We start from the raw sequence: 20,516 nt of genomic DNA on the forward strand, positions 1-20,516 counted from the left end.
TATTGAGCATCTTTTAGTATCTATTAAGAAATCTCTTGGTGGGTTTGAGCTGTACATTGAGAGTTTTTGCGGTAGTCTCATTATTGATTATGTCACACCATTTTATGGCACTGAGTGGTTCGAGCGTTATACTTGTCAGTCGGCAAACCCTAAGAATGGGTGGCTTGTAAAAAAATTATCTCAATTCTTGAGGAGAAAAATGGATATCGAGGTTCTACGTCGGGCACCTTTATTTGCCTCACTCGACGACCAAGCTTTTGCAGCACTCACTGAAGACATCACTGAAGTTGATCTTTCCCGCGGCGCTACTCTGTTTTATGAGGGTGATCAGGGCGACCAACTATATTTCATCATTTCCGGAAAAATTAAGCTTGGACGTACCGCTACTGATGGTCGTGAAAACCTTGTAGCCATCATGGGTCCTGGTGAAATTTTCGGTGAGATGGCGCTCTTTGATCCTTCACCACGTTCTACCAGTGCAACTGCTGTTTCTGAAACCCGCCTTGCCGGAGTTAAGCACGAATCTTTACGTAAGGCTATGGAGAAGTCACCTCAGATTTCTGTGCAGGTTCTTCAGGCGTTAGCTCGTCGTTTGCGCCGCACCAATGAAAACCTTGCTGATCTTGTGTTCTCTGATGTTCCAGGTCGCGTAGCGAAGGCTCTACTTGATTTGGCTGACCGTTTCGGTCGCCCTGCAACCGATGGTATTCTCGTTGCTCACGAACTGACCCAAGAAGAATTGGCTCAGCTTGTTGGTGCTTCTCGTGAAACCGTCAACAAAGCTCTTGCAGAGTTTGTATCTCGCGGTTGGATTCGTCTTGAAGCTCGCGCTGTTGTGATTTTGGATCTTCAGCGTTTGCGTAATCGTTCCCGCTAAAAAGATTCTAAATATTTTTTGAGGATACGTTTATGGGGGCGGTAGAGAAACATATTTCTCTACCGCCCCCATATTTTTATCGTTGAATTAGACGGCTGAAAATTCACCTGACTATAGGGAGCATTTCTGCCGATTCTTTGGCTTTTGAGGCAGAGTGTATTTGAGGAAATATTCTCCGTCGTGTTCTACCACCTCAGCTTTTTTAGGGAGTACTTCTCGTTTTTTTGCGAGGTACGCTACCGAAGTATTTACGGCTGCGAGGTCTTCGAGGATACATAGTGTCGCGGGGACGATGAGCTGTTGCAGGGTTTTTCCTCGAGTGCGTTCATGTCCAATAGCGTCACCTAGTTCTGTTGTTTCTTGCTGTTCGAGAAGTTCACGTACGTTCACCCAGTCACCCCATAGCCCTTTGGAGGAAAGAAGTTTGGGGCTTTGCCCAACGGGCGCCACACTAGCAAAATAATGCGTGTCATAGCGTTTATGACGAAAATCTGGAGATTGCCAGCGTGCGATGGGACGTAAGAGGTCTGTGCGCAAGGTCAGTCCTCTTTTAGCGAGGTAATCAGCAAAACGTTGGTCGCAGTGAGAAATCGCTTCGCGTGCGGACATCAGGTCGAGAGCTTCCGAAGACGTTTCAACGGTGCTTAACTCATCTCGTCCGGCAAGGAGCATTCCTGTTTCTTCAAATGATTCTCGAAGGGCACCAACAACTGCAGCTTGAGTAGCAACGGGATCTTCTTGTTTGAATGCTGCTGCCCAAGTTTTAATATCTGGACCAATCCACGCGAGAGGGTCTTGATCGCTGGGGATGCATAGCCCTCCAGGAAAAGCTAAATCGCCTAGTGGTGAATGTTCTGAACGGAGCGTCAAGATTGTTTCGAGACCTTCTTTTCCGTCTCGAACAAAGACCACAGATGCGGCAGTTTTAGGCTGACAGGGTGTGTGTTGGTGGTCTTCTAACCAAGCTTGAGCGGCTGAAGCATATTCGTCGGGGAGCTTGAATAGTCTCTCAGTAGAGATAGAGATGGTGGGGGTTTCTTCAGTACGTTCTCGAACGACTTTCAACGCCCCTGTATATAGTGTTTGATTAGACATATTCTACGATGAGTTCCACTTCCACGGGGGCATCAAGAGGCAGTACGGCAACGCCTACCGCAGAGCGCGCGTGTACTCCTTGTTCTCCTAAAATGTCGTGAAGTAGTTCAGAAGCTCCATTGATCACTTGGGGTTGCTGGGTGAAATCTGGTGCGGAAGAAACGAAACCTACAACTTTAACAACGCGTTTGATGCGGTTGAGGTCTCCTAGAACAGATTGAACAGCAGATAAAGCGTTAAGTGCAGCGATGCGTGCACATTCTTGGGCTTGTTCTAGGGTGAGGTGTTGCTCTCCGGTGTTCTGGGATGAGAGTTTCCCGCGGTGCAGAAGTTCACCGTTGACAAAGGGTAGTTGTCCGGAGGTGTAAACATAATTTCCGCTGACCACAGCTGGCACGTAGGCGGCAACGGGCTGTGGTGTGCTAGGTAGAGTGTAGCCTAGCTGTTCAATACGAGATTCGATAGAAGTTTTTTCGCTCATCAGGCGTCTTTCTCTGTTTTTAGCTGAACAAAGACCGGCTTCACACCCGAGGGTTATGAATCCGGTCTATGTTAACTATCTTTATGATGACGCAACTTTACGTTTGAAGTATGCGATGGGGTTGCCCACCGTTGGAGCAACCATATTTCCCTGAGGTGCAGCCCCAGCAGGTGCGGTTGAAGGAAGGACTGTTACCAGTTCCCAGCCGTCTTGTCCCCAGCTATCGAGGATCTGCTTGGTGGCGTGAATCATCAGGGGCACTGTAGCGTATTCCCATTTATCCATAGCCCCCAGCCTAATAGTTATGAGCCTAATTGAAAAGTTTTATGCTCAGAGAAGCACAAATTACTGTAAATAACCGTGTTTTTCTTGGTGTTATGGTGAGGTTTGAGGTCCTAAATGTGTGAAATATAATGCCAGCAAACCTAAAATCTTTACCGTTATGTGCCCATCTAGACACCTATTTTTCAGGTTCTACTTGTAGACTGTGGGAATGGCTTCATCGAAGAATGTTCGGAAAAAACGTACTCCGAGTGATTTTATTCAGTTTATTGCACTGAGTGTTATCGCTGGTTTTGTCGCAGCAGGTATCCTCATTCCCCCTACTGTTGGTATGGGTATTGCTGCAACATCTTCTATTTCTTGGTTTAAAGGTCTTCCTGATGACCTCTCGGAGGGTTCTCGTTTTAAGGCGTCAACTCTGTATGCTTCTGATGGTAAGACGAAACTTGCCAGCTTTGAATCTCAGCGTCGTCGCGATGTCCCCCTCGATCAGATTTCAAAGTATATGAAAGACGCGATTGTTTCTGTTGAAGATCGTGATTTCTATGAGCACGGTGCGGTTTCTCCTCTAGGCATGGCTCGTGCTTTTATCAATAACTTGATTCGCCCTAATAACCGTCAGGGCGCTTCAACCCTCACTCAGCAGTATGTCAATAACCTTCTCATCGAGCAGGCGGAGTACCGTGGAGAAGAGGCAAGCACCTTAGGTTCGAACAAGGGCTATATCGATAAGATCAAAGAGATTAAGCTTGCTATTTCTATGGAACAGAATAAGTCTAAGGATGAAATTCTTGACGGCTATCTGAACATTGTGAACCTTGGTGGCACAAACTACGGTGTTGAAGCGGCATCTTACTACTATTGGGGTATCAAAGCTAAAGATCTTAACTTGCAGCAATCAGCACTTTTAGCTGGAATGGTGCAGTCTCCAAACATTTACCGCCCCGATGTGAACCCTGAACTCGCTAAAGAGCGTCGTAATACTGTTTTAGGTACGATGCTGCGTGATAAAAAAATCACTGAAGATCAGTTTAACCTTGCGGTGAGTTCCGGACTCGATCTCGACATTCACACCTCTAAGACTGGTTGCGTTACCGCAGGAGATGCAGCATTCTTCTGTGACTATGTCACCGCGAAGATTTATCAGGATGAGGCATATGGCGCAACTCCTGAAGACCGCCAGAAGAATCTTTATCGTGCTGGTTACACCATTGTTTCAACGATGAGTGTCAGCGCCCAGAAGGACGCTAAAGCAGCCGTTGAGCAGACTCAACCTTCGACAAGTAACGTCGATGATATTAATGCTTCTTTGGTATCCGTAGAGCCATCTAACGGCAATGTTGTTGCTATGGCGCAGAACTCTGATTATGGAACGACTGATGATTTCTCAGCCTCGCTGTATAACTACAACGTAGATTACCAAGATGGCGGTACTCCTGGTTTCCAGCCTGGCTCAACGTTTAAGCCGGTTGTTCTTGCTGAATGGCTCAAAGAAGGAAAAGGCGTTAACGCAACAATTGACGGTACTTCTCTGAATTATCCGAATTCTTTTCCTTGGCGTGCTTCTTGTCTTGACGGTGGTGTATTCCATTATTCAGATACTCCTAACGGTTTTAGCTTCGCTAACGCAGAAGAAGGATTCCAACGGTGGGGCACCGTTGCGTTCGGTATCAAAAACTCCATCAACTCGTTCTTGTATAGCATGGCCTCTAAGGAAGATCTCTGCGGTATTCAAGACATGGCAAAAGCTCTCAACATGCTCACTCCTAAAGTAGGCAAGAGCGGGGGTGACGTAGCGTTTAACCCTCGGTTCTTAGCGTCATTAATTGGTGGCTCTTCTCAGGTTTCACCGTTGACGATGGCTTCTGCATATGCAACTTTTGCTAATGATGGTGTCTACTGCACTCCTCAAGCAATTAAGACTGTCGAAGATCGTTCTGGTAAAAAAATTAAGACCTACGATAAAAAATGCCATCAAGCTATTAGTAAAGAGATTGCTAACGGTGTGAGCTATGTGCTTAAACAAGTTCTTGTTAGTGGCTCTGGTTATCAGCGTGGCATTGGTTTGCCGGATGCTTCTGCAGCAAAAACTGGTACAACCGACTATTCCCGACAGACGTGGATGATTGGTTACACTCGTGGTCTTTCCACAGCCTCATGGGTCGGCTCTTTGAAGAGTGGTTCTCGTTCTCTGAATGGCCTATCGATTAACGGCAAGCGTTTAAACTACGTTGATGGTGCAACCTATGCTGGTGCTCAGTGGCAGACCTTTATGAAGGAGCAAGCTAAGAACTATAACACTGACAAGTTCCCGCTTCCTCCCAATGAGATGCTAGGAACTCAGCAGTAGAATGATGATGTTTTCTACTTCTTCTCAATAGGACGTTTAAGGAGTTTCCTGTTTGATGGTAACTACCAACACTGTGGCGGTTTCTTCCCGTTCTGTAGCCCGTTCTCTTGCACGAGTAACGGCTGCCGGAATGGTGGCAGGAGCCGCCACTGTGGCTTATGCCCATTTTTATGAGCTCAACCATTTCACGGTTCGCAGTGAGAAACTTCCGGTATTATCTGAAGGTGCTCAGGACTTTAGTATTCTGCATATTTCGGATATGCATATGATTCCGGGGCAGCAGAAAAAGATTCGTTTCATGCATTCTTTGGCTGAGCTAGAACCTGATTTGGTGATTAATACTGGGGATAATCTGTCTCATCTTCAGGGGTTGCCAAGTCTTTTAGAGGCACTTGATCCTTTGCTGGATATTCCAGGTGTGTTTGTACCCGGCTCTAATTGTTATTATGCGCCGATAATGAAAAACCCTGCACGCTATTTGTGGAAGCAAAGCACCGCAGATGAAGGCATTGATGATGCTCGCGTTAAACTTCCGACAGAGCAGATGCATGAGGCTTTTGAGGAGCGTGGCTGGGTTGGTCTCATCAATCGTTTTGATGTGATGAACTTTGAGAAGCTACGTCTAGAGTTTTCGGGCGTAGACGACCCACATATTGGTTATGATGAGCACCCAGGGTTCTCCCCCAACGCTTTTTCTACGGATGATACTCCATCAGTGCGTTTGGGTGTGTGTCATGCACCGTATTTACGGACGCTTAGACGTTTTGTTGATGATGGGGCTCAAGCAATTTTTGCGGGACATACTCATGGTGGTCAGGTTTGCCTTCCAGGTGGGCGTGCTCTTGTATCGAACTGTGATTTACCACCATCTCGCGCTAAGGGTGTGAGTTTGGAAGATGATGTTCCTGTTCATGTCTCTGCCGGTCTTGGGACTTCTCGTTTCGCGCCAGTGCGACTTTTTTGCCCACCGGAGGCGGTTCTTGTAACGCTCACGGCAGGTTCATAGCTCGTATAACCGTGGAGACCAAGGTGGTGTGTTTGTTTCTGGTTGCTCTGGTATCTTCTATCAGCTATCATTGAACAGTTGCTTGAGGGGTTATCTCTTAAAGCTAGCGGGATGTGGCGCAGCTTGGTAGCGCGCGTCGTTCGGGACGACGAGGTCGCAGGTTCAAATCCTGTCATCCCGACTCTACTGATAATGAAGATAAAAAAATAATATTTAGCTGTATTTTAGATGCAACGGGTAGATAAAAGGCTCTCAGAAAGTTCTGAGAGCCTTTTGCGTACCCTATTTTGATATTGGGTGAGAAAGTATCAGCTCATTACTCCAGTTCTGGGGTTTTTGCTGGCCACCAGAGCTTCTCTCCTAGTTCAACATAACTAGCTGGTATCAAGATCATATGGATTAAGAGAGCTTGGATAGCCACTGCACAGCTAAGGATACATGCTAGTTGTGCTAGGAATGTTAGTGAAATTGCAAGCAGATAGATGAATACCGAAAGAAGTATTACGCCGCTTGAGAGCAAGACTGGAATCATCATTCTTAGCGCATTTCGGTTCCCTTCGTCCCAACCGTGGCGAATGGTTTCTTCTCGAACACGCATAAAGAAAAAGACGTTGTAGCTGAGGGAAAGAACCATCAAGACGATGAATCCGTAAAGGCTGACGTTGGGGTCTGCTCCAGCACCTGACCACAGGAGCTGGCACAGTGGTGAAGATAGTCCGAGGCTAGCAGCATAAGAAATAGCAGTGATAACAACCATTAAAAGGGCAGGAACGACTGCTCTTAAGGTAATAAAGAGCACCAGAAACATCACAGCCAGCATAAGCGGAATGATCATTTGTTTATCCTGCTGCGCACTTATTTTTACGTCGAGTTCTTTTGCGATTTCACCACCGACTACTGCGGTGGTATCGATATTATTGCGAAGTTTTTGACGTATTTCTTTGACGCTAGCTAAGGCCTCTGGGGTGTCTGCGAAATAGTGTAAGTATACGTTCAGAAAAACTTTCTTATGAGAAACGTAAGGTGCCGGCTCAGATGAGATGTGTTCTTTAATTTTCCCGTTTTCTGATAAGAGAACTTGCCCTGTTGTTGACGTACGGGAAGGGGAGGTAATGCTCTCTACTCCTTGAACGCTGGTGAGAGTTTCTACCGTTTTCTTGAGGTCCTTTTCTGAGACGATCACTTGAGCTAGCGGTGTCATGGGCATCTCAAAATGGTTCTGGTAAATTTCTTGCCCAATACGAGCTTGAGAAGTTCCTGTTACTTTCTGGTTTTCGGCAGTACCCATCGAGGGAAAGCTAATTGCTAGGGTAGAAAGAATGAGAATCGGCAGTGCAACCGCTAACCACATTTTACGGGGCGCATGGTGTATCTGTTGGATGAGTTTTTCTCGTAAGCGTTGGGGCTTTCCCATGAGCGTTGGCCGTTGTGGTGTCTTTGGGGGAAGAAAAGAGAACCGTGTAAGTAGGGCAAGCATTGCCTGAAGAAAGCTTAATGAGGCAAGTGTTGCAAAGAGCATACCGATGCTGCCGGTGATACCGAGAGCTTTTGTTGCTTGTGTTTGAGAGAAGGATAGGCATAACAAGGCAATAGTTGATGTGCCACCAGCGATAAGGATAGGACGCCAGGTACGAGAGAAAGCCTGTTGGGCAGCTCTTGCAAGAGAACGGTGACGTTTACGTTCTTCACAGTAACGCCACAAATATAGCAGTGAATAGGTCATTGACGCGGTAAAAACAAGAACGAGTAGAGTACCTTGAGTAGGAGCTTGGATGTAGATGACTCCGTGGTCTGCAAGAACCCATAGCGTCAACAGAGAAGCACAAAGAGCAGCTACGGTGCTAATCATCACTGTTAAAGACACAAGAAGTGAGCGAAAAATTATTGCTAGTAAGATGAGCACGACGGCAACCGCGTACATCATGAAGGTGATGTTCATAGACTCTAGTGAGTCTGAGAGGTCTACGGTAAAAGCTGCTGGACCAGTCACATACCCTTGGATATTTCCAGGCGGATTGGCAATAGCTCCTTGAATTTTATGGATACTTCGGCGAAGGTCTTGGTCTTTAGCAATTGGAATTGTTATCTTTGCGACTTCTTGGTCCTTTGAGTATTCCAAAGAGTGCAGATTTTTAATGTCTAGCCCTTGGTCACGAAGGTATTGAGGTATTCCTTCTAAATAAGCGTAGTCAATGTCTTGAAAAGGTTTTCCTGAGGAAAAGACAATGATCGCAGGAGTATAGTCCTTGACATAGAACTCTCCTCTCTCTTGAGCAACATGTGAGGACTCAACTGATGAAGCAAGTATCGGTTGAGGTGCGTTGATTGCAAGGTCAGAGATTCTTCCAAAGAGTGAACCTCCAATAACGGTTAAGGCTGCCCAAAAGACGATAAGCACCGCCATGAGAGCTAGTCGCCACCATGGAGTTGTTGCTTGAGAAGAAGAAAAATGTTTAGGGGACATACACTCAATCTTAAATAAGGGACATCAATACATCTGTAAAATTTTAATAGATTTGTCTGTGAAAAAGTGAAAATAGGGAGTATCTAACACGTTATGTACGTCTTAGTATTCTCCGTGGGATTCCTTACAAAGCACCTTTCATCAAGTATTGTTACTATCTTTAGATTCCCACTATGTCAGACTTATAAAGAAAAGTCATGTACACATTTTATATGCTAAGGAATAGCGCGTATGGGTTCTGTCGAACACCTGATTATTGCCAATGCCAGCAGTGAAACGGCAAATGCATACATCTCCATTTTTTGGATTGCACTTGTGGCAATGCTGTCTCCTCTTCTTTCTGCTCTAACCAAGAAGAAAATTCCTGACGTCGTGATTCTCCTTTTGCTCGGAGCAATCATCGGACCTAACGTTTTGCATCTGGCAGACACCGATAACGGTGTTGAACTCATCAAAGAACTTGGGCTCGGAATCCTGTTCCTCATCGCAGGTTATGAAGTCAATACAAAAGCGATGCACTCTCGTCAAGGAGGCTTTGCTTTAGGCACTTGGGCGGTGTGTTTTACTCTTGCGCTCTTAGCATCTGCAAACTTTTTCTCTGAGTTCCGCAACGGGCTCGACCATATTGCGGTGTTTGCAATTGCCATGAGTTCTACCGCTCTTGGCACGATTTTGCCCATGGTCCGAGCCAACGGGAAAACTGGTACAAAACTTGGCGACGCTATTATGGTGCACGGCGCATTAGGTGAAGTCATGCCAGTTTTTGCGATGTCAATTTTGTTATCGACTCATTCTAAAGGTTTCGCTGTCCTCATTCTTCTTGGGTTCTTACTCATTGCTCTTATTACAGCGATTCTACCTCGCCGCGCTTTTGCCCATATCCCTGGGCTAGGGCGCACCATGGCTGCCGGAGCAAACCAAACAACCCAGACAATGCTACGTCTTGCAATGTTGATTCTTTCAACTCTCATGATGTTTGCAGCGGTCTTTAACCTTGACGTTGTCTTAGGCGCCTTCGCTGCCGGTATTATTTTACGCTCGCTCACTCCCGAATATGCGTTTGAGCCCTTTTCTGAACGTCTCGATGTTCTCGGCTTTAGCTTCTTAATTCCGCTCTTCTTCATTTGCTCTGGCATGGGAATTGATCTTAAGAGCATCGCGAAATCTCCGGTAGCTCTAATCCTCTTTGTACTGGCGTTACTTATTCTTCGTGGACTACCGGTGTTCCTTGCTGAACGATTCTTCGACACCGGTTCTGGGCTACAAACGCTCAATGAGAAGGTTCAGCTTGGTTTGTACGCTGCAGCTGGTTTACCGATGATTGTTGCGGTAACTGAAGTGGCACTTTCTCATGAGCTCATCACAGAATCAGCAGCTTCACTATTAGTCGGCGGTGGAGCTTTAACAATTTTGATTTTCCCACTCTTAGCTTCTGGTTTAGACGCAATTTTCCGCAATAAAGACGCTGTTATCGAAGAGAAAACCACAAAAGATAAGATTACCGAGAAGAAGCGTCAACGTCATCAGTCCTCACAATTATCAACCAGTTCGTTGCCGGTAATTTCTCAAGGTCCTGACGGTCGCGGTATCGATCCAACGAAGAAACCTGTAGAGTCCTAAATCTTTTAGGTTTAAAAGCATTGGGTGGTTTCCCACGGACTCGTGGGAAACCACCCAATATGTTTAATGAGTTGGTATTTCACCTCAATTATTTGAGGATAATAACGTCCAGGGTTCGTGGCCCGTGCACACCTTCAACACGAATCAACTCAATATCTGAGGTCGCTGAAGGTCCAGAAATCATCGTAATAGGACGTTTATAGGAGACTCGTGCGATAGCTTCTGGAATGAGTTCTACGATGGTGTCCTCTTTAACAACACAAATATGGTGGTCGGGAACAAGCGTAATAGCTCGTCGTCCTTCATCAGGATTCGTGTTCAAGAAGATTGTTCCTGTTTCCGCACATGAAACAGTAGAGTTAGTCACCACTGCGTCAATACGGTCAAGCTCTTTGAGCGAGAGCGTCCCCGCTTTTTGAATGTTACCGGCGTCGAAAACGCGAGAGCGAGTAGCGGTATCTTCGGGAAGCCAGTTCGTGTTGATACCGGTAGGCACCACGTAACGGGAAGCTTTTTCTAGAAGCTGGTCGATACGGTCAACGATGCTCTCTTCTGTTTCGTGGTAAACATTCGCTTTATAGTCGATGAGACGGTCAACGAGCATTTCGATGGTGTCTTCTTTGCTCAGTTCACTGACTCGACGATAGTTGCGGATTGGCTCAGCTGGCTGAGGGTTATCAGAAAGTGAGGCACGAATACGGGCGAGGATATCTTCTTTAGCGGTGCTCATTATTCGCTCTCCTTTGCGTGGCGCGCAGCTTGAGCTTCTCCTGCTGCTCGCGCATTAGCTTTTACTTCTTCGACCTTGCCACGGTTAGCCTCTATGAGCGCTTGAATGTCTACGCGTTCTCCGCCCACACGTTCAGCAGCAGCGCCGCGTTCTTTCTTCCACCAGTTGCGGAAGGACTGTTTGGGAGGTTCTGGAATGTCACGGTATTTTGTCCATCCGCCGACAAGACCGGGAAGTTTAGAAATCTTGTGGTCTCGTCCGGTGATAATACGGGACATGGGCAGACCCTTTTCAGCCAAAGACATCAATTTGCCGGAGCTAAAGAGTACTTTAGCGCCAAACATCATAGCGTCCATCTGTGGGTGAGGATGCTTCTTGCCACCTTTGAAGTCGCCTTGTGCTTTTTCGAAGTCGACGGCTTTACCTCGTAGGTGAACGAGCACGTCAGGAATATTAATCTTGACGGGGCAGGCTTCGTAGCATGCTCCGCAGAGGGAGGATGCAAACGGTAGTGAGGAGTTGTACTCATTTTCGATACCGCCGAGCTGTGGTGAAAGAATTGCACCGATGGGGCCGGGGTAGGTTGAGCCGTATGCGTGTCCGCCGGCACGTTCGTAGACGGGGCAAACGTTCATACATGCTGAACAACGGATGCAGTGTAGTGCTTGACGGCCAACTTCATCGTTGAGGACTGCTGTTCGTCCGTTATCGATAAGGATGACGTGCATGTTTTGGGGTCCGTCACCGGGTGTTACACCGGTCCACATGGAGGTGTAGGGGTTCATGCGCTCACCGGTTGAGGAACGTGGCAAGAGCTGTAAGAACACCTCGTAGTCGCTGAAGGTTGGAAGAATCTTTTCGATACCCATGAAGGTGATGAGAGTATCGGGAAGGGTCAGACACATACGTCCGTTACCTTCAGATTCGACGATGGTTAAGGTGCCGGTGTCGGCAATACCGAAGTTTGCGCCGGATACTGCCACCTTAGTGTTCAAGAATTTATCACGAAGGCGAATGCGGGAGGCTTCTGCTAGTTCTGCGGGGTTATCAGAGAGGTCTACTTTGACGCCTTCAATTTTTCGTTTGAAGATGTCACGAATTTGGGTTCGGTTGAAGTGAATTGCTGGAACAAGAATATGTGAGGGGCGGTCTTCTGCCAGCTGCACGATTTCTTCTGCCAGGTCAGTTTCGATGGCGTTGATGCCTTTTTCTTCAAGAAATTCATTGAGGCCCATCTCTGCAGTTGCCATAGATTTAATCTTGATGATTTCGTCTACGCCTTCGGCTTTGATGAGGTCATAGGCAATTTGGTTTGCTTCACTGGCGTTACGTGCCCAGTGGACGTGTCCGCCGGCTGCGGTGAAGTTCTTTTCGAACATTTCTAGGTATTCTGGCAGGTTCGCAAGAACACGTTGTTTAATCATTGATCCGGCGGTGCGGAGGTCTTGCCAGTCTGGTAATTCGTTAATAACGTCGGCACGCTTATTACGGATTTTGTGGGTTGCAAATCCGAGGTTTGCGCGAAGTTGCTCGTTGGTAAGTTCTTTTGCCGCGTATTTTGGGAATTCTTCGAACTCGAAAATGTTTCCTTCACCGTGATACACACGAGGCATGCCTAGTGATACTGCTGTCATAATTATTTACCTCCTGCGGCTGCTAGTTCTACGGGGCCAGAGACTTTCAGCGGGTTTTCTTTAGTGGATGCAAGAATTTCGGCGAAGTGTACGGTTTTGACGTGTGAGCCTTTTCGGCTGAGTGCACCACCAATATTCATCAGGCACGATACGTCTCCGCCGGTGCAGATGTTTGCGCCGGTTTTTTCGATGTTGTCTGCTTTGTCGGAGACCATAGCACCTGAGGTATCTGCATTTTTGAAGGAGAAGGTTCCTCCGAAGCCGCAGCACTGGTCGAGGCCTTCGATTTCGGTGTATTCAATTCCGCCGACGGTGCGTAAGAGGTCGGCTTGGCGGGTGCCGAGTTTGAGTAGGCGCATGCCGTGGCAGGAGTTGTGGTAGGTGACGTGTTCTGGGAAGTATGAGTTAAGTTGTTCTGCAGCGTTGGTGATACCAAGAACGTCGATGAGCAGTAAGGATAGTTCGAAGGTGCGAGCGGCAATAGTTTCTGCGCGTCGAGCGAGTTCTTCGTCTCCTGCTTTACGAGCGATCATGGGTTGTTGGTGTCCTAGAGATGCAACGCATGATCCAGAGGGTGCAACGGCAACGTCGAAGTCCCAGGAGTCGAATGCGTTGACGTGCGCTTTAACTACTGGATATGCGTCGTCGAAATATCCAGAGTTAACGTGCATTTGGGAGCAGCAGGTCTGGCCTTGAGGGTAGACGACCTCGTGCCCTAAGCGTTCTAAGATTTCCACGGTAGCCTGCGCCGTGCGTGGGTACATGCCGTCAACAAGGCATGTTGAGAATAGTGCAATTCGCATAGCTTTCTCCTTAGATGGTGCGCTACAGACTCATTCGTGGTTCGCACCCAAAAAATAGAACCCTTGAGTTTGAAAGAGATAGCGCGTGTATATTCTTATCTTTCATTTAACACGAGTTTTAGTACGTCGAACCATTTTGATTAGCGCATTTTTTTATGACTAAATACCTCTTTTGTGAGGATTTTTCAAATTACATCAACAATGTTTCACGGCAATACAGAACACATTTTTGAGGTGTTTGAGGATATTTTTCTTGAACTCTCCTCTTTTTTCTTGCACGGAATCTCGTTATTTTTGCAAGACACAGGCACTTCCCACACAAATACACATAATCCCTCAAAAACACGAAGTGGGGTTGAATTCACAATAGTTTTGCAATGGTGATACGCCTCATGTAGGGTTATAACATTCTAGTGGTCAGACCACATATTTTTACATCACACGTCAAACCGCTTACCAGCGGTTTTCTTAGTTCTATAAAGGAGAGCTATGAATACTTGGTTTGCACAAACCGACGCAGTCGGTGGCAGCCTGGGACTCTCAGCACTCGTAGCATGCCTACCGCTTCTCGCGTTCTTCATCATGCTTCTCGGTGTCAAAGCCCGCGCACATATTGCCGGCCTTACATCCCTCGGTGTCGCTATCATCGTCGCAGTTATCGGATTCGGCATGCCTGCCGACCTCGCCTTCATGTCAGCACTTCGTGGTGGACTCTACGGCGCATTCCCCATCGTCTGGGTTATCCTCATGGCAATTTGGTTCTACCAAATTACTGTTCTCTCTGGTCGTTTTGAAGACCTCCGTCGCACCTTCGACGCTATTGGTGGAGGCGACCTACGTATCCAGGCCATCCTCATCGCGTTCTGCTTCGGCGGCCTACTCGAAGCACTTGCAGGCTTCGGCGCTCCTGTTGCTATCACCGCAACAATGATTCTTGCATTGGGTGTTAAACCACTCAAAGCAGCTGTCACCGTACTCATTGCAAATACCGCTCCTGTAGCATTCGGTGCGGTAGCTATCCCCATCACCACCGCAGGTGAAGTTGGTGGCAAAGACGCAACCGTTATTGGTGCAATCGTTGGTCACCAAGCACCTTTCCTCGCATTCTTCGTTCCGCTCATCCTTCTTTTCATCCTTGACGGCGTCAAGGGCGTTAAAGATGCTTGGGTTCCTGCAGTTGTTATCGGCTTCTCTTTCGGTGTTGCACAGTGGCTCACCGCAACCTACTTCGTCTACCAGCTCACCGACGTTGTTGCATGTATCGTTTCGCTCGGTGTAGCAGTTGCCTTCTTGCGCGTATGGAAGCCTCGAGGTATCGCAGGCGTTCGTGAACGTTACGGACTACCTCCGCTAGAAGAAAACGCAAAATCCGAACTTACTGGAATGCGTGTCTGGATGGCACTTATGCCTTACGCAGTTGTTGTTCTCGTCTTCGGCATTGCAAACTTGGCAACCCCCGTTGTTACATGGCTCAAGAGCACCAACCTCGTTATTAAGATGCCACTACTTGAAGACCGCCTTGTTAATTCAGCTGGCGAACACGTCAAGTCCGCATACTCTTTCGCATGGTTGAATAACCCTGGTAGCTTCCTACTCTTTGCGGGTCTCATCGTTGCTGTCTTGTACATGGTCTTCAACGAAAATAACCGCTATGCTCTCAGCTTCGGCGATGTTGTCAAAGAAATTGGTATTACCGCATACCGCATGCGTTTCTCCGCATTGACCATCGTTACTGTTCTGGCGCTAGCATACGTTATGAACTTCTCCGGTCAGACCGTTGCAATGGGTGCATTCGTTGCAGGACTCGGACCAATCTACGCGTTCCTCGCTCCTTCCCTCGGCTGGATTGGAACTGCTGTTACTGGTTCTGACACTTCGGCAAACGCGCTCTTCTCCAAGCTACAGGTTGCGGCAGCAAATAATCTCGCCCATCAAGGTATCACCGGTGTGACACCTGAACTATTGCTTGCGGCTAACACCAGCGGTGGTGTTGTTGGCAAGATGATTTCCCCACAGTCTTTGGCTATTGCAGCAACTTCTGTGGATATGGAAGGCAAAGAGTCCGAGATCTTCAAGTCAGTTCTTCCATGGTCCGTCGCCATGTTGGTTACCGTCTGTACCTTAGTCTTCTTGCAAACCAATATTTTGCACTTCCTAATCGAAATTCACCACTAAGATACGCCCTAAGGTTGTCTCACCTAAAAGTGTGTTACTTACGGTGGCGGTATCTCAACTTCGGCTGAGGTGCCGCCACCGTTTTCTATCATTCCGCCATATCAAAGAGGAACTGTGAAAGAAAGAACCTTTAGCGTTCTCATCGACTCTATAGAAACAAAACTTCGCCGTGGACAATTACGCGTAGGCGATAGACTACCCGGGGAACGAGCTCTCGCCGAACAATATGGTATTTCTCGTGCCTCCGTACGCGAAGGACTACAAGTTCTTGGTGCTGTAGGTCTCATCCGCTCACAGACCGGTTCAGGTCCAAAATCTGGAGCTATCGTAGTGTCAGAGCCTTCGGATGCGTTAAGCTGGGCTATTCGGATGCATATTGCTACCAAGACGCTTCCCGTATCCGACGTTGTGACAACACGTATTCTTTTAGAAGGCCATGCCGCACGTATTGCAGCAAATGGTGAAGAGACTGTTAAACGTTCCCAAGCCTTACAACGAGCCAAAAGCTATCTTGATGAGATGGACTTTGAAAACATTAGTAATGAACGTTTTCATTTTTGTGATACACGTTTCCACTACGAAATCTCTACGCTCAGTGAGAATCTTGCTCTAGAAACTGTTATTGACTCACTTCATTTAGCAACGGTAGGTTATGTCGAAGAAGCTGTACCCTACTTACAGGACTGGGAAAACGTCAAAAAAGAGCTGCAAAAACAGCATCGAAAAATCTATGACTCTATCCTTGCCCAAGACCCAGACACAGCCCAGCAAAGTGTAGCGGAACATATTACATGGTTCTACGCGCTTTCGGATGAAGCTCAAAAACATCGCGAATACCACGAGAAAATTCGTGACGGGGTAACCCCCGACAAGTTCGTAGAATAACAACGCATAGACGCTGGGTATGACCGATGACGGTCATACCCAGCGTCTATCTCAATCTTTTGATGTTGGCCGCATAGCCCCAAGCGCTATGCGGTAAATTTCGTTTGCGTTAGACGCTCGTACGCTTCGATATAACGTTCCCGAGTTTTTTCAACAATCTCATCAGGTAAGGCAGGAACAGCGCCTTGCCCATTCCACCCTGACGCGTCAGACATAAGCCAATCGCGAATAAATTGTTTATCAAAACTAGGCTGTTTCTGTCCTGGCTGATATTTTTCAGCATCCCAGAAACGAGAAGAATCAGGCGTAAGCACCTCGTCTCCAAGAGTGACAGCTCCACGATAAGAATCTAATCCAAATTCAAGTTTCGTATCGGCAATGATAATACCGCGTTCACGAGCAATTTTTTCGGCGTGAGAATATATCGATAAGGTCAGTTCTTCGAGCCTATCGGCCATAGGCTCACCAATTTCTTCATGCAATTCTTGACGCGTAATTAGTTCGTCATGTTCGCCAATTTCGGCTTTGCCGGTGGGAGTAAAAACAGCAGGAGTTAGGGGAGATCCGTCTACTAGTCCCTCAGGTAGCACGGTATCGCCGATGGTACCGGTCTCCTGATATGTTTTGAGTCCAGAACCAGTGAGGTATCCTCGAGCAATACACTCTACAGGGAACATATTCAAAGATTTACAAATCATGGCTCGTCCAGCAACAATCTCAGGCACGTCGGTAGACAGAACGTGATGAGGGACTTCCTCAAGTTCACTAAACCACCATAATGAAAGCTGAGTGAGTATCTTTCCTTTATCAGGGATAAGGGTGGGAATCACTTGGTCAAAAGCGCTCACACGGTCTGAGGCGACAACAAGAACAGAGCCAGCACGCTGTTCGGCATCATCTTTTATAGACAGCCCAAAGACTTCATCGTGCCCTTCAGCTGGAATATATAAGTCTCGAACTTTTCCGGCATATACGTGTCTCCATCCTGGAATCTCAAGAGGCTCCTCTTTCCAGTTCATGATGCTCCTATAGGTTGTAACGAGTCAAAGTTAAAGGGGGGGGATAAAAATGTGTGTGCTCATCGTTGTGAGGAGCAAATCTATAGCTACAAGTATTGTTCTGGCACCGCAACCTGCTGTTGAACAGCAGCTAAAGCAATATCTTGACGGTATTGGGCACCTTGCCAAGAAATACGTTGGACGCCTTCATAGGCTCGCTCTCGTGCTTGAGCAAGGTCTTCTCCTAGTCCAACGACGGCAAGAACTCTGCCGCCAGAGGTCAAAACGTCCTGACCCTGTTGGGTTGTGCCAGCATGAACAACGTAGAGATCTTCTTCATCAGCAAAGTCGTCTAGTCCGTTAATAACGTCACCGGTACGAGGTGTGTCAGGATAGTTTTCTGCTGCCATGACGACATCGACCGCGTATCGTGAATCCCAAGATAGTGTGGTGTTTTCGTCTAGACGTGAACATGCTGCCGAATAAAGAAGCTGCCCTAGCGGTGTTTTCAACCGAGCAAGGACAGCTTGTGTTTCTGGGTCGCCAAAACGGGCGTTGAATTCAATGACGCGAATGCCACGAGAGGTGATAATTAAACCGCAATAGAGCACGCCAATGAACGGGGTTCCACGATGTTTCATATGGGTGATGGTTGGTTGTGCAACGCGTTCCATCACGGTCTGAACAAAATTTTCAGGAAGCCACGGTAGAGGACTATAAGCGCCCATACCTCCGGTGTTTGCACCGCAGTCTTGGTCAAAGATGCGTTTAAAATCTTGTGCTGGGGCTAAGGGGATGCATCGTTCACCATCAGAAATGACGAAGAGCGAAACTTCTGGGCCATCAAGGTATTCTTCAACAACGATGTGTGAGCCAGCGTCGAAACAGGCTTGGGCATGGGCTAGGGCTTCTTCGCGATGGTGAGTGACAACCACGCCTTTTCCAGCGGCAAGACCGTCGTCTTTGACGACGTAAGGTGGACCAAAGGAATCGATTGCTTCGCTGGCTTCTTCCATGGTGTGAGCAATTTTTGCGAGTGCTGTCGGCACTTGCGCTTCTGCCATTATTTCTTTTGCGAAGGCTTTTGAGCCTTCGAGTGCAGCAGCTTCTTGGTCTGGCCCAAATACGGGGATGTTCTCTTGACGTAGAGCGTCTGCAACACCAGCAACTAGCGGTGCTTCTGGCCCGATGACGACGAGGTCAATATCGAGTTGTTGTGCTAACGCAATGACCTCTGCAGGGTTCTGCGCATTGATAGGGTAAGTGGGGATTTGTTGCGCAATTCCAGCGTTCCCAGGGGCACTGTACACCTGGGTTACTTGTGGGTCTTTTTGAAGTGCGCGGATGATTGCATGTTCACGCCCGCCGGGGCCAAGTACCAAAACCTTCATTCTCTAAGGCTACGCGAAAAGTTCATAGTTTAGTCTCAGAATCTCTCTATTTTTCTGGAATTACGGCGTATTGAGGTTTTATGTCTTGACATTAAAACAGGAAACTTTTTCTCAGCCTTCACTCAGCATATAATGAATCTTTTGGTCTCCCCTATAGCGCAGATGTCCCTCCTATTTTTAGGGATAGTGGTCCTCTAGCCTGTACCGCAGGCTAATCATCGGGTCTAAGAATTATGCAATACTGGAGGGTATGCAGACTTTTCATGCTCAAGACGCCGTAGAACTTGCAGTGATTCGCCGTAGCGGATTCGTTGAATCCCGTCACATAGGTTCTGCTATTTTGCTTAACTCAGACGGTTCTACCCGCATTGCTTACGGTGATGTTGACTCCCCTATTTTTCCGCGTTCTACGCTGAAACCGTTTCAGACGATTGCGTCGATGAATGCTGGTGCTGAGTTACAGGGCGCTCAGATTGCTCTTGCTTCGGGATCTCATACTGGTTCTTTTGAGCATATGAAGGTTGCTCAGTCTATCCTCAGCGAAGCAGAGCTTGATGATAGTGCACTCCAATGCCCTTCAGTACTTCCGTCAGATCAGCCAAGTTTGAACGCTCTTATTCAGGCTGGTAAGGGTGCTCAGCGTTTAGCGTTTAACTGTTCAGGAAAACATAGTGCCTTTTTATGGGCGTGTGTTAAAAATGGGTGGGATGTTGATCGTTATCTTGATCCAGAACATCCGCTACAACAGCGTGTTCTCGAAACTATTCGCCAATGCACCCAAGAGGATATCTCTACTGTAGGTGTTGACGGTTGTGGGGCGCCGTTACCTGCGTTGTCTTTACGTGCCCTTGCTCGAGGATATTCTTTGCTCGGGGCAGGCATTGAAAATATTCATGCTGATGCTCGTGTTGCTACAGTAGCTACCGCCATGGTGGATTACCCTGAGTATCTTCAGGGTGTAGATACTCCTTATACTCGACTGTCCGGCCTTTTAGATGCCGTTGTCAAAGGTGGAGCAGAAGGGGTTTTAGCTATTGGTTTGCGCGATGGTTCATCGTTATGCATTAAGATTCTTGACGGTTCACATCGTGCTTTAGTTGTTATTGCGTTGAGTATTTTAGAACAAGCTGGACTCATTACTGCTCAGCAGCGAGCGCAGGGTATAGAGCAGTGCACTTCGCCTATTATGGGCGCTGGTACTGTTGTTGGAGCTGTTGAACCGGGTGCAGCGTTACAGCAGGAGGTTTAGTCTTAGCAGATGAGCACCCGTCATAAGATTTCTTTAGAACAGGGAATAGCGTATGTTTCTGAGATTTTTCGAGTTTTTGAGTCGCCAGAACCGGAGAAATCTTTTGAACAGTTACCGCGCAGTGTTCGAGCTGGTGCGGTGCGTTTTTTATTGGAGGAGTTAGCGTGTCGAGCTCCAGGTAATTCTGTTGAGGTGAGAGTTCCCCCTTTCGGTGTGACGCAATGTATTGCTGGTCCTCGTCATACTCGTGGAACGCCTGCCAACGTTATAGAAATGACTCCTTATCTTTGGTGCGCTTTAGCCTGTGGAGTAGTGGATTGGCAAGAGAAAGAAACTCACATAAGCGCTTCTGGTGTGCGTGCTAATTTGCGCGATATTTTGCCTTTATATCAGAGCGTTTAGGGGTTTGGTTCTCAAGCTTTGACAAGGTTGTTTTAAGTTTTTCTTGTAGAGTAATAGGGTCATATTTTTCTATT

The 20,516-nt window shown here is 47.4% G+C and carries 17 protein-coding genes and 1 tRNA gene; 9 read left to right on the forward strand and 9 right to left on the reverse strand.

Features of this window, described 5'->3' with window-relative positions:
• The first annotated feature begins 199 nt into the window (after positions 1-199).
• Complete coding sequence (locus ACN08X_RS01595) at positions 200-877, forward strand: Crp/Fnr family transcriptional regulator (protein WP_419100979.1); 678 nt, start codon at positions 200-202, stop codon at positions 875-877.
• 111 nt (positions 878-988) lie between these two features.
• Here ACN08X_RS01595 and ACN08X_RS01600 read toward each other — a convergent pair whose 3' ends face one another.
• The 3 genes from ACN08X_RS01600 to ACN08X_RS01610 form a co-directional block, all read right to left on the reverse strand.
• On the reverse strand, positions 989-1,972 hold the full coding sequence (locus ACN08X_RS01600; protein ID WP_419100980.1) for an NUDIX hydrolase: 984 nt from the start codon (positions 1,970-1,972) through the stop codon (positions 989-991).
• Positions 1,965-2,453 (reverse strand): RidA family protein, encoded by a 489-nt coding sequence (locus ACN08X_RS01605; protein ID WP_419100981.1) that lies wholly within the window; start codon positions 2,451-2,453, stop codon positions 1,965-1,967. The genes ACN08X_RS01600 and ACN08X_RS01605 overlap by 8 nt, the downstream gene beginning before the upstream one ends.
• 81 nt (positions 2,454-2,534) lie before the next feature.
• The gene (locus tag ACN08X_RS01610; protein ID WP_419100982.1) at positions 2,535-2,738 is read right to left on the reverse strand and encodes a hypothetical protein; all 204 of its coding nucleotides are present in this window, start codon (positions 2,736-2,738) and stop codon (positions 2,535-2,537) included.
• 208 nt (positions 2,739-2,946) lie between these two features.
• On the opposite strand from ACN08X_RS01610, the gene ACN08X_RS01615 reads away from it, so the two are divergent.
• The 3 genes from ACN08X_RS01615 (at position 2,947) to ACN08X_RS01625 (ending at position 6,272) form a co-directional block, all read left to right on the forward strand.
• Positions 2,947-5,085 (forward strand): transglycosylase domain-containing protein, encoded by a 2,139-nt coding sequence (locus ACN08X_RS01615; RefSeq protein ID WP_419100983.1) that lies wholly within the window; start codon positions 2,947-2,949, stop codon positions 5,083-5,085.
• A gap of 130 nt (positions 5,086-5,215) precedes the next feature.
• Entirely contained in the window at positions 5,216-6,091 is an 876-nt protein-coding gene (locus tag ACN08X_RS01620; protein WP_419107778.1) for a metallophosphoesterase, read from the forward strand.
• A 107-nt stretch (positions 6,092-6,198) separates the two neighbouring features.
• A tRNA-Pro gene (locus tag ACN08X_RS01625) sits at positions 6,199-6,272 on the forward strand.
• Positions 6,273-6,407: 135 nt separating this feature from the next.
• Here the strand turns inward: ACN08X_RS01625 and ACN08X_RS01630 are convergent.
• Positions 6,408-8,555, reverse strand: a complete 2,148-nt coding sequence (locus tag ACN08X_RS01630) for an MMPL family transporter (RefSeq protein ID WP_419100984.1) — start codon at positions 8,553-8,555, stop codon at positions 6,408-6,410.
• 231 nt (positions 8,556-8,786) lie between these two features.
• On the opposite strand from ACN08X_RS01630, the gene ACN08X_RS01635 reads away from it, so the two are divergent.
• Positions 8,787-10,175 (forward strand): cation:proton antiporter, encoded by a 1,389-nt coding sequence (locus tag ACN08X_RS01635; protein WP_419100985.1) that lies wholly within the window; start codon positions 8,787-8,789, stop codon positions 10,173-10,175.
• An 88-nt stretch (positions 10,176-10,263) separates the two neighbouring features.
• Here the strand turns inward: ACN08X_RS01635 and ACN08X_RS01640 are convergent, their stop codons facing one another.
• The 3 genes from ACN08X_RS01640 to ACN08X_RS01650 are packed head-to-tail and all read right to left on the reverse strand — an operon-like array spanning position 10,264 to position 13,342.
• A complete protein-coding gene (locus ACN08X_RS01640) occupies positions 10,264-10,905 on the reverse strand; it encodes a LutC/YkgG family protein (RefSeq protein ID WP_419100986.1) in 642 nt (213 codons plus the stop codon).
• Entirely contained in the window at positions 10,905-12,539 is a 1,635-nt protein-coding gene (locus ACN08X_RS01645) for a LutB/LldF family L-lactate oxidation iron-sulfur protein (protein ID WP_419100987.1), read from the reverse strand. Before ACN08X_RS01645 ends, ACN08X_RS01640 begins: the two co-directional genes overlap by 1 nt.
• Positions 12,540-12,541: 2 nt before the next feature.
• Positions 12,542-13,342: a (Fe-S)-binding protein gene (locus ACN08X_RS01650; RefSeq protein WP_419107711.1), complete on the reverse strand. Its 801-nt coding sequence runs from the start codon at positions 13,340-13,342 to the stop codon at positions 12,542-12,544.
• A gap of 489 nt (positions 13,343-13,831) precedes the next feature.
• Between ACN08X_RS01650 and ACN08X_RS01655 the strand changes: the two genes are divergently transcribed.
• Both ACN08X_RS01655 and ACN08X_RS01660 read left to right on the forward strand, forming a co-directional pair.
• On the forward strand, positions 13,832-15,517 hold the full coding sequence (locus ACN08X_RS01655; protein ID WP_419107712.1) for an L-lactate permease: 1,686 nt from the start codon (positions 13,832-13,834) through the stop codon (positions 15,515-15,517).
• A 114-nt stretch (positions 15,518-15,631) separates the two neighbouring features.
• Positions 15,632-16,402 (forward strand): FadR/GntR family transcriptional regulator, encoded by a 771-nt coding sequence (locus ACN08X_RS01660; protein WP_419100990.1) that lies wholly within the window; start codon positions 15,632-15,634, stop codon positions 16,400-16,402.
• A gap of 86 nt (positions 16,403-16,488) precedes the next feature.
• Here ACN08X_RS01660 and ACN08X_RS01665 read toward each other — a convergent pair whose 3' ends face one another.
• Together ACN08X_RS01665 and purD are read right to left on the reverse strand one after the other, a co-directional pair.
• The gene (locus ACN08X_RS01665; RefSeq protein ID WP_419100991.1) at positions 16,489-17,421 is read right to left on the reverse strand and encodes a phosphoribosylaminoimidazolesuccinocarboxamide synthase; all 933 of its coding nucleotides are present in this window, start codon (positions 17,419-17,421) and stop codon (positions 16,489-16,491) included.
• Between the two features lie 86 nt (positions 17,422-17,507).
• Positions 17,508-18,791, reverse strand: coding sequence for a phosphoribosylamine--glycine ligase (purD, locus tag ACN08X_RS01670; RefSeq protein ID WP_419107713.1), 1,284 nt, complete (start codon positions 18,789-18,791; stop codon positions 17,508-17,510).
• 250 nt (positions 18,792-19,041) lie between these two features.
• Here purD and ACN08X_RS01675 point away from each other — a divergent pair, with 250 nt between their 5' ends.
• Positions 19,042-20,040: an asparaginase gene (locus ACN08X_RS01675; RefSeq protein ID WP_419107714.1), complete on the forward strand. Its 999-nt coding sequence runs from the start codon at positions 19,042-19,044 to the stop codon at positions 20,038-20,040.
• Between the two features lie 9 nt (positions 20,041-20,049).
• The gene (locus ACN08X_RS01680) at positions 20,050-20,442 is read left to right on the forward strand and encodes a sterol carrier family protein (RefSeq protein ID WP_419107715.1); all 393 of its coding nucleotides are present in this window, start codon (positions 20,050-20,052) and stop codon (positions 20,440-20,442) included.
• The last annotated feature ends 74 nt before the right edge of the window (positions 20,443-20,516 follow it).

The organism is Rothia sp. P6271 (genome assembly GCF_048512995.1).
GTDB lineage: Bacteria > Actinomycetota > Actinomycetes > Actinomycetales > Micrococcaceae > Rothia.

Bases quoted from the DNA above. Each gene is read 5' to 3' on its own strand.
- ACN08X_RS01630 (WP_419100984.1), bottom strand. From the start codon at position 8,555: ATGTCCCCTAAACATTTTTCTTCTTCTCAAGCAACAACTCCATGGTGG.
- ACN08X_RS01620 (WP_419107778.1), top strand. From the start codon at position 5,216: ATGGTGGCAGGAGCCGCCACTGTGGCTTATGCCCATTTTTATGAGCTC.
- ACN08X_RS01615 (WP_419100983.1), top strand. From the start codon at position 2,947: ATGGCTTCATCGAAGAATGTTCGGAAAAAACGTACTCCGAGTGATTTT.
- ACN08X_RS01680 (WP_419107715.1), top strand. From the start codon at position 20,050: ATGAGCACCCGTCATAAGATTTCTTTAGAACAGGGAATAGCGTATGTT.
- ACN08X_RS01605 (WP_419100981.1), bottom strand. From the start codon at position 2,453: ATGAGCGAAAAAACTTCTATCGAATCTCGTATTGAACAGCTAGGCTAC.
- ACN08X_RS01665 (WP_419100991.1), bottom strand. From the start codon at position 17,421: ATGAACTGGAAAGAGGAGCCTCTTGAGATTCCAGGATGGAGACACGTA.
- purD (WP_419107713.1), bottom strand. From the start codon at position 18,791: ATGAAGGTTTTGGTACTTGGCCCCGGCGGGCGTGAACATGCAATCATC.
- ACN08X_RS01635 (WP_419100985.1), top strand. From the start codon at position 8,787: ATGGGTTCTGTCGAACACCTGATTATTGCCAATGCCAGCAGTGAAACG.
- ACN08X_RS01600 (WP_419100980.1), bottom strand. From the start codon at position 1,972: ATGTCTAATCAAACACTATATACAGGGGCGTTGAAAGTCGTTCGAGAA.
- ACN08X_RS01655 (WP_419107712.1), top strand. From the start codon at position 13,832: ATGAATACTTGGTTTGCACAAACCGACGCAGTCGGTGGCAGCCTGGGA.
- ACN08X_RS01640 (WP_419100986.1), bottom strand. From the start codon at position 10,905: ATGAGCACCGCTAAAGAAGATATCCTCGCCCGTATTCGTGCCTCACTT.
- ACN08X_RS01610 (WP_419100982.1), bottom strand. From the start codon at position 2,738: ATGGATAAATGGGAATACGCTACAGTGCCCCTGATGATTCACGCCACC.
- ACN08X_RS01645 (WP_419100987.1), bottom strand. From the start codon at position 12,539: ATGACAGCAGTATCACTAGGCATGCCTCGTGTGTATCACGGTGAAGGA.
- ACN08X_RS01650 (WP_419107711.1), bottom strand. From the start codon at position 13,342: ATGCGAATTGCACTATTCTCAACATGCCTTGTTGACGGCATGTACCCA.
- ACN08X_RS01595 (WP_419100979.1), top strand. From the start codon at position 200: ATGGATATCGAGGTTCTACGTCGGGCACCTTTATTTGCCTCACTCGAC.
- ACN08X_RS01675 (WP_419107714.1), top strand. From the start codon at position 19,042: ATGCAGACTTTTCATGCTCAAGACGCCGTAGAACTTGCAGTGATTCGC.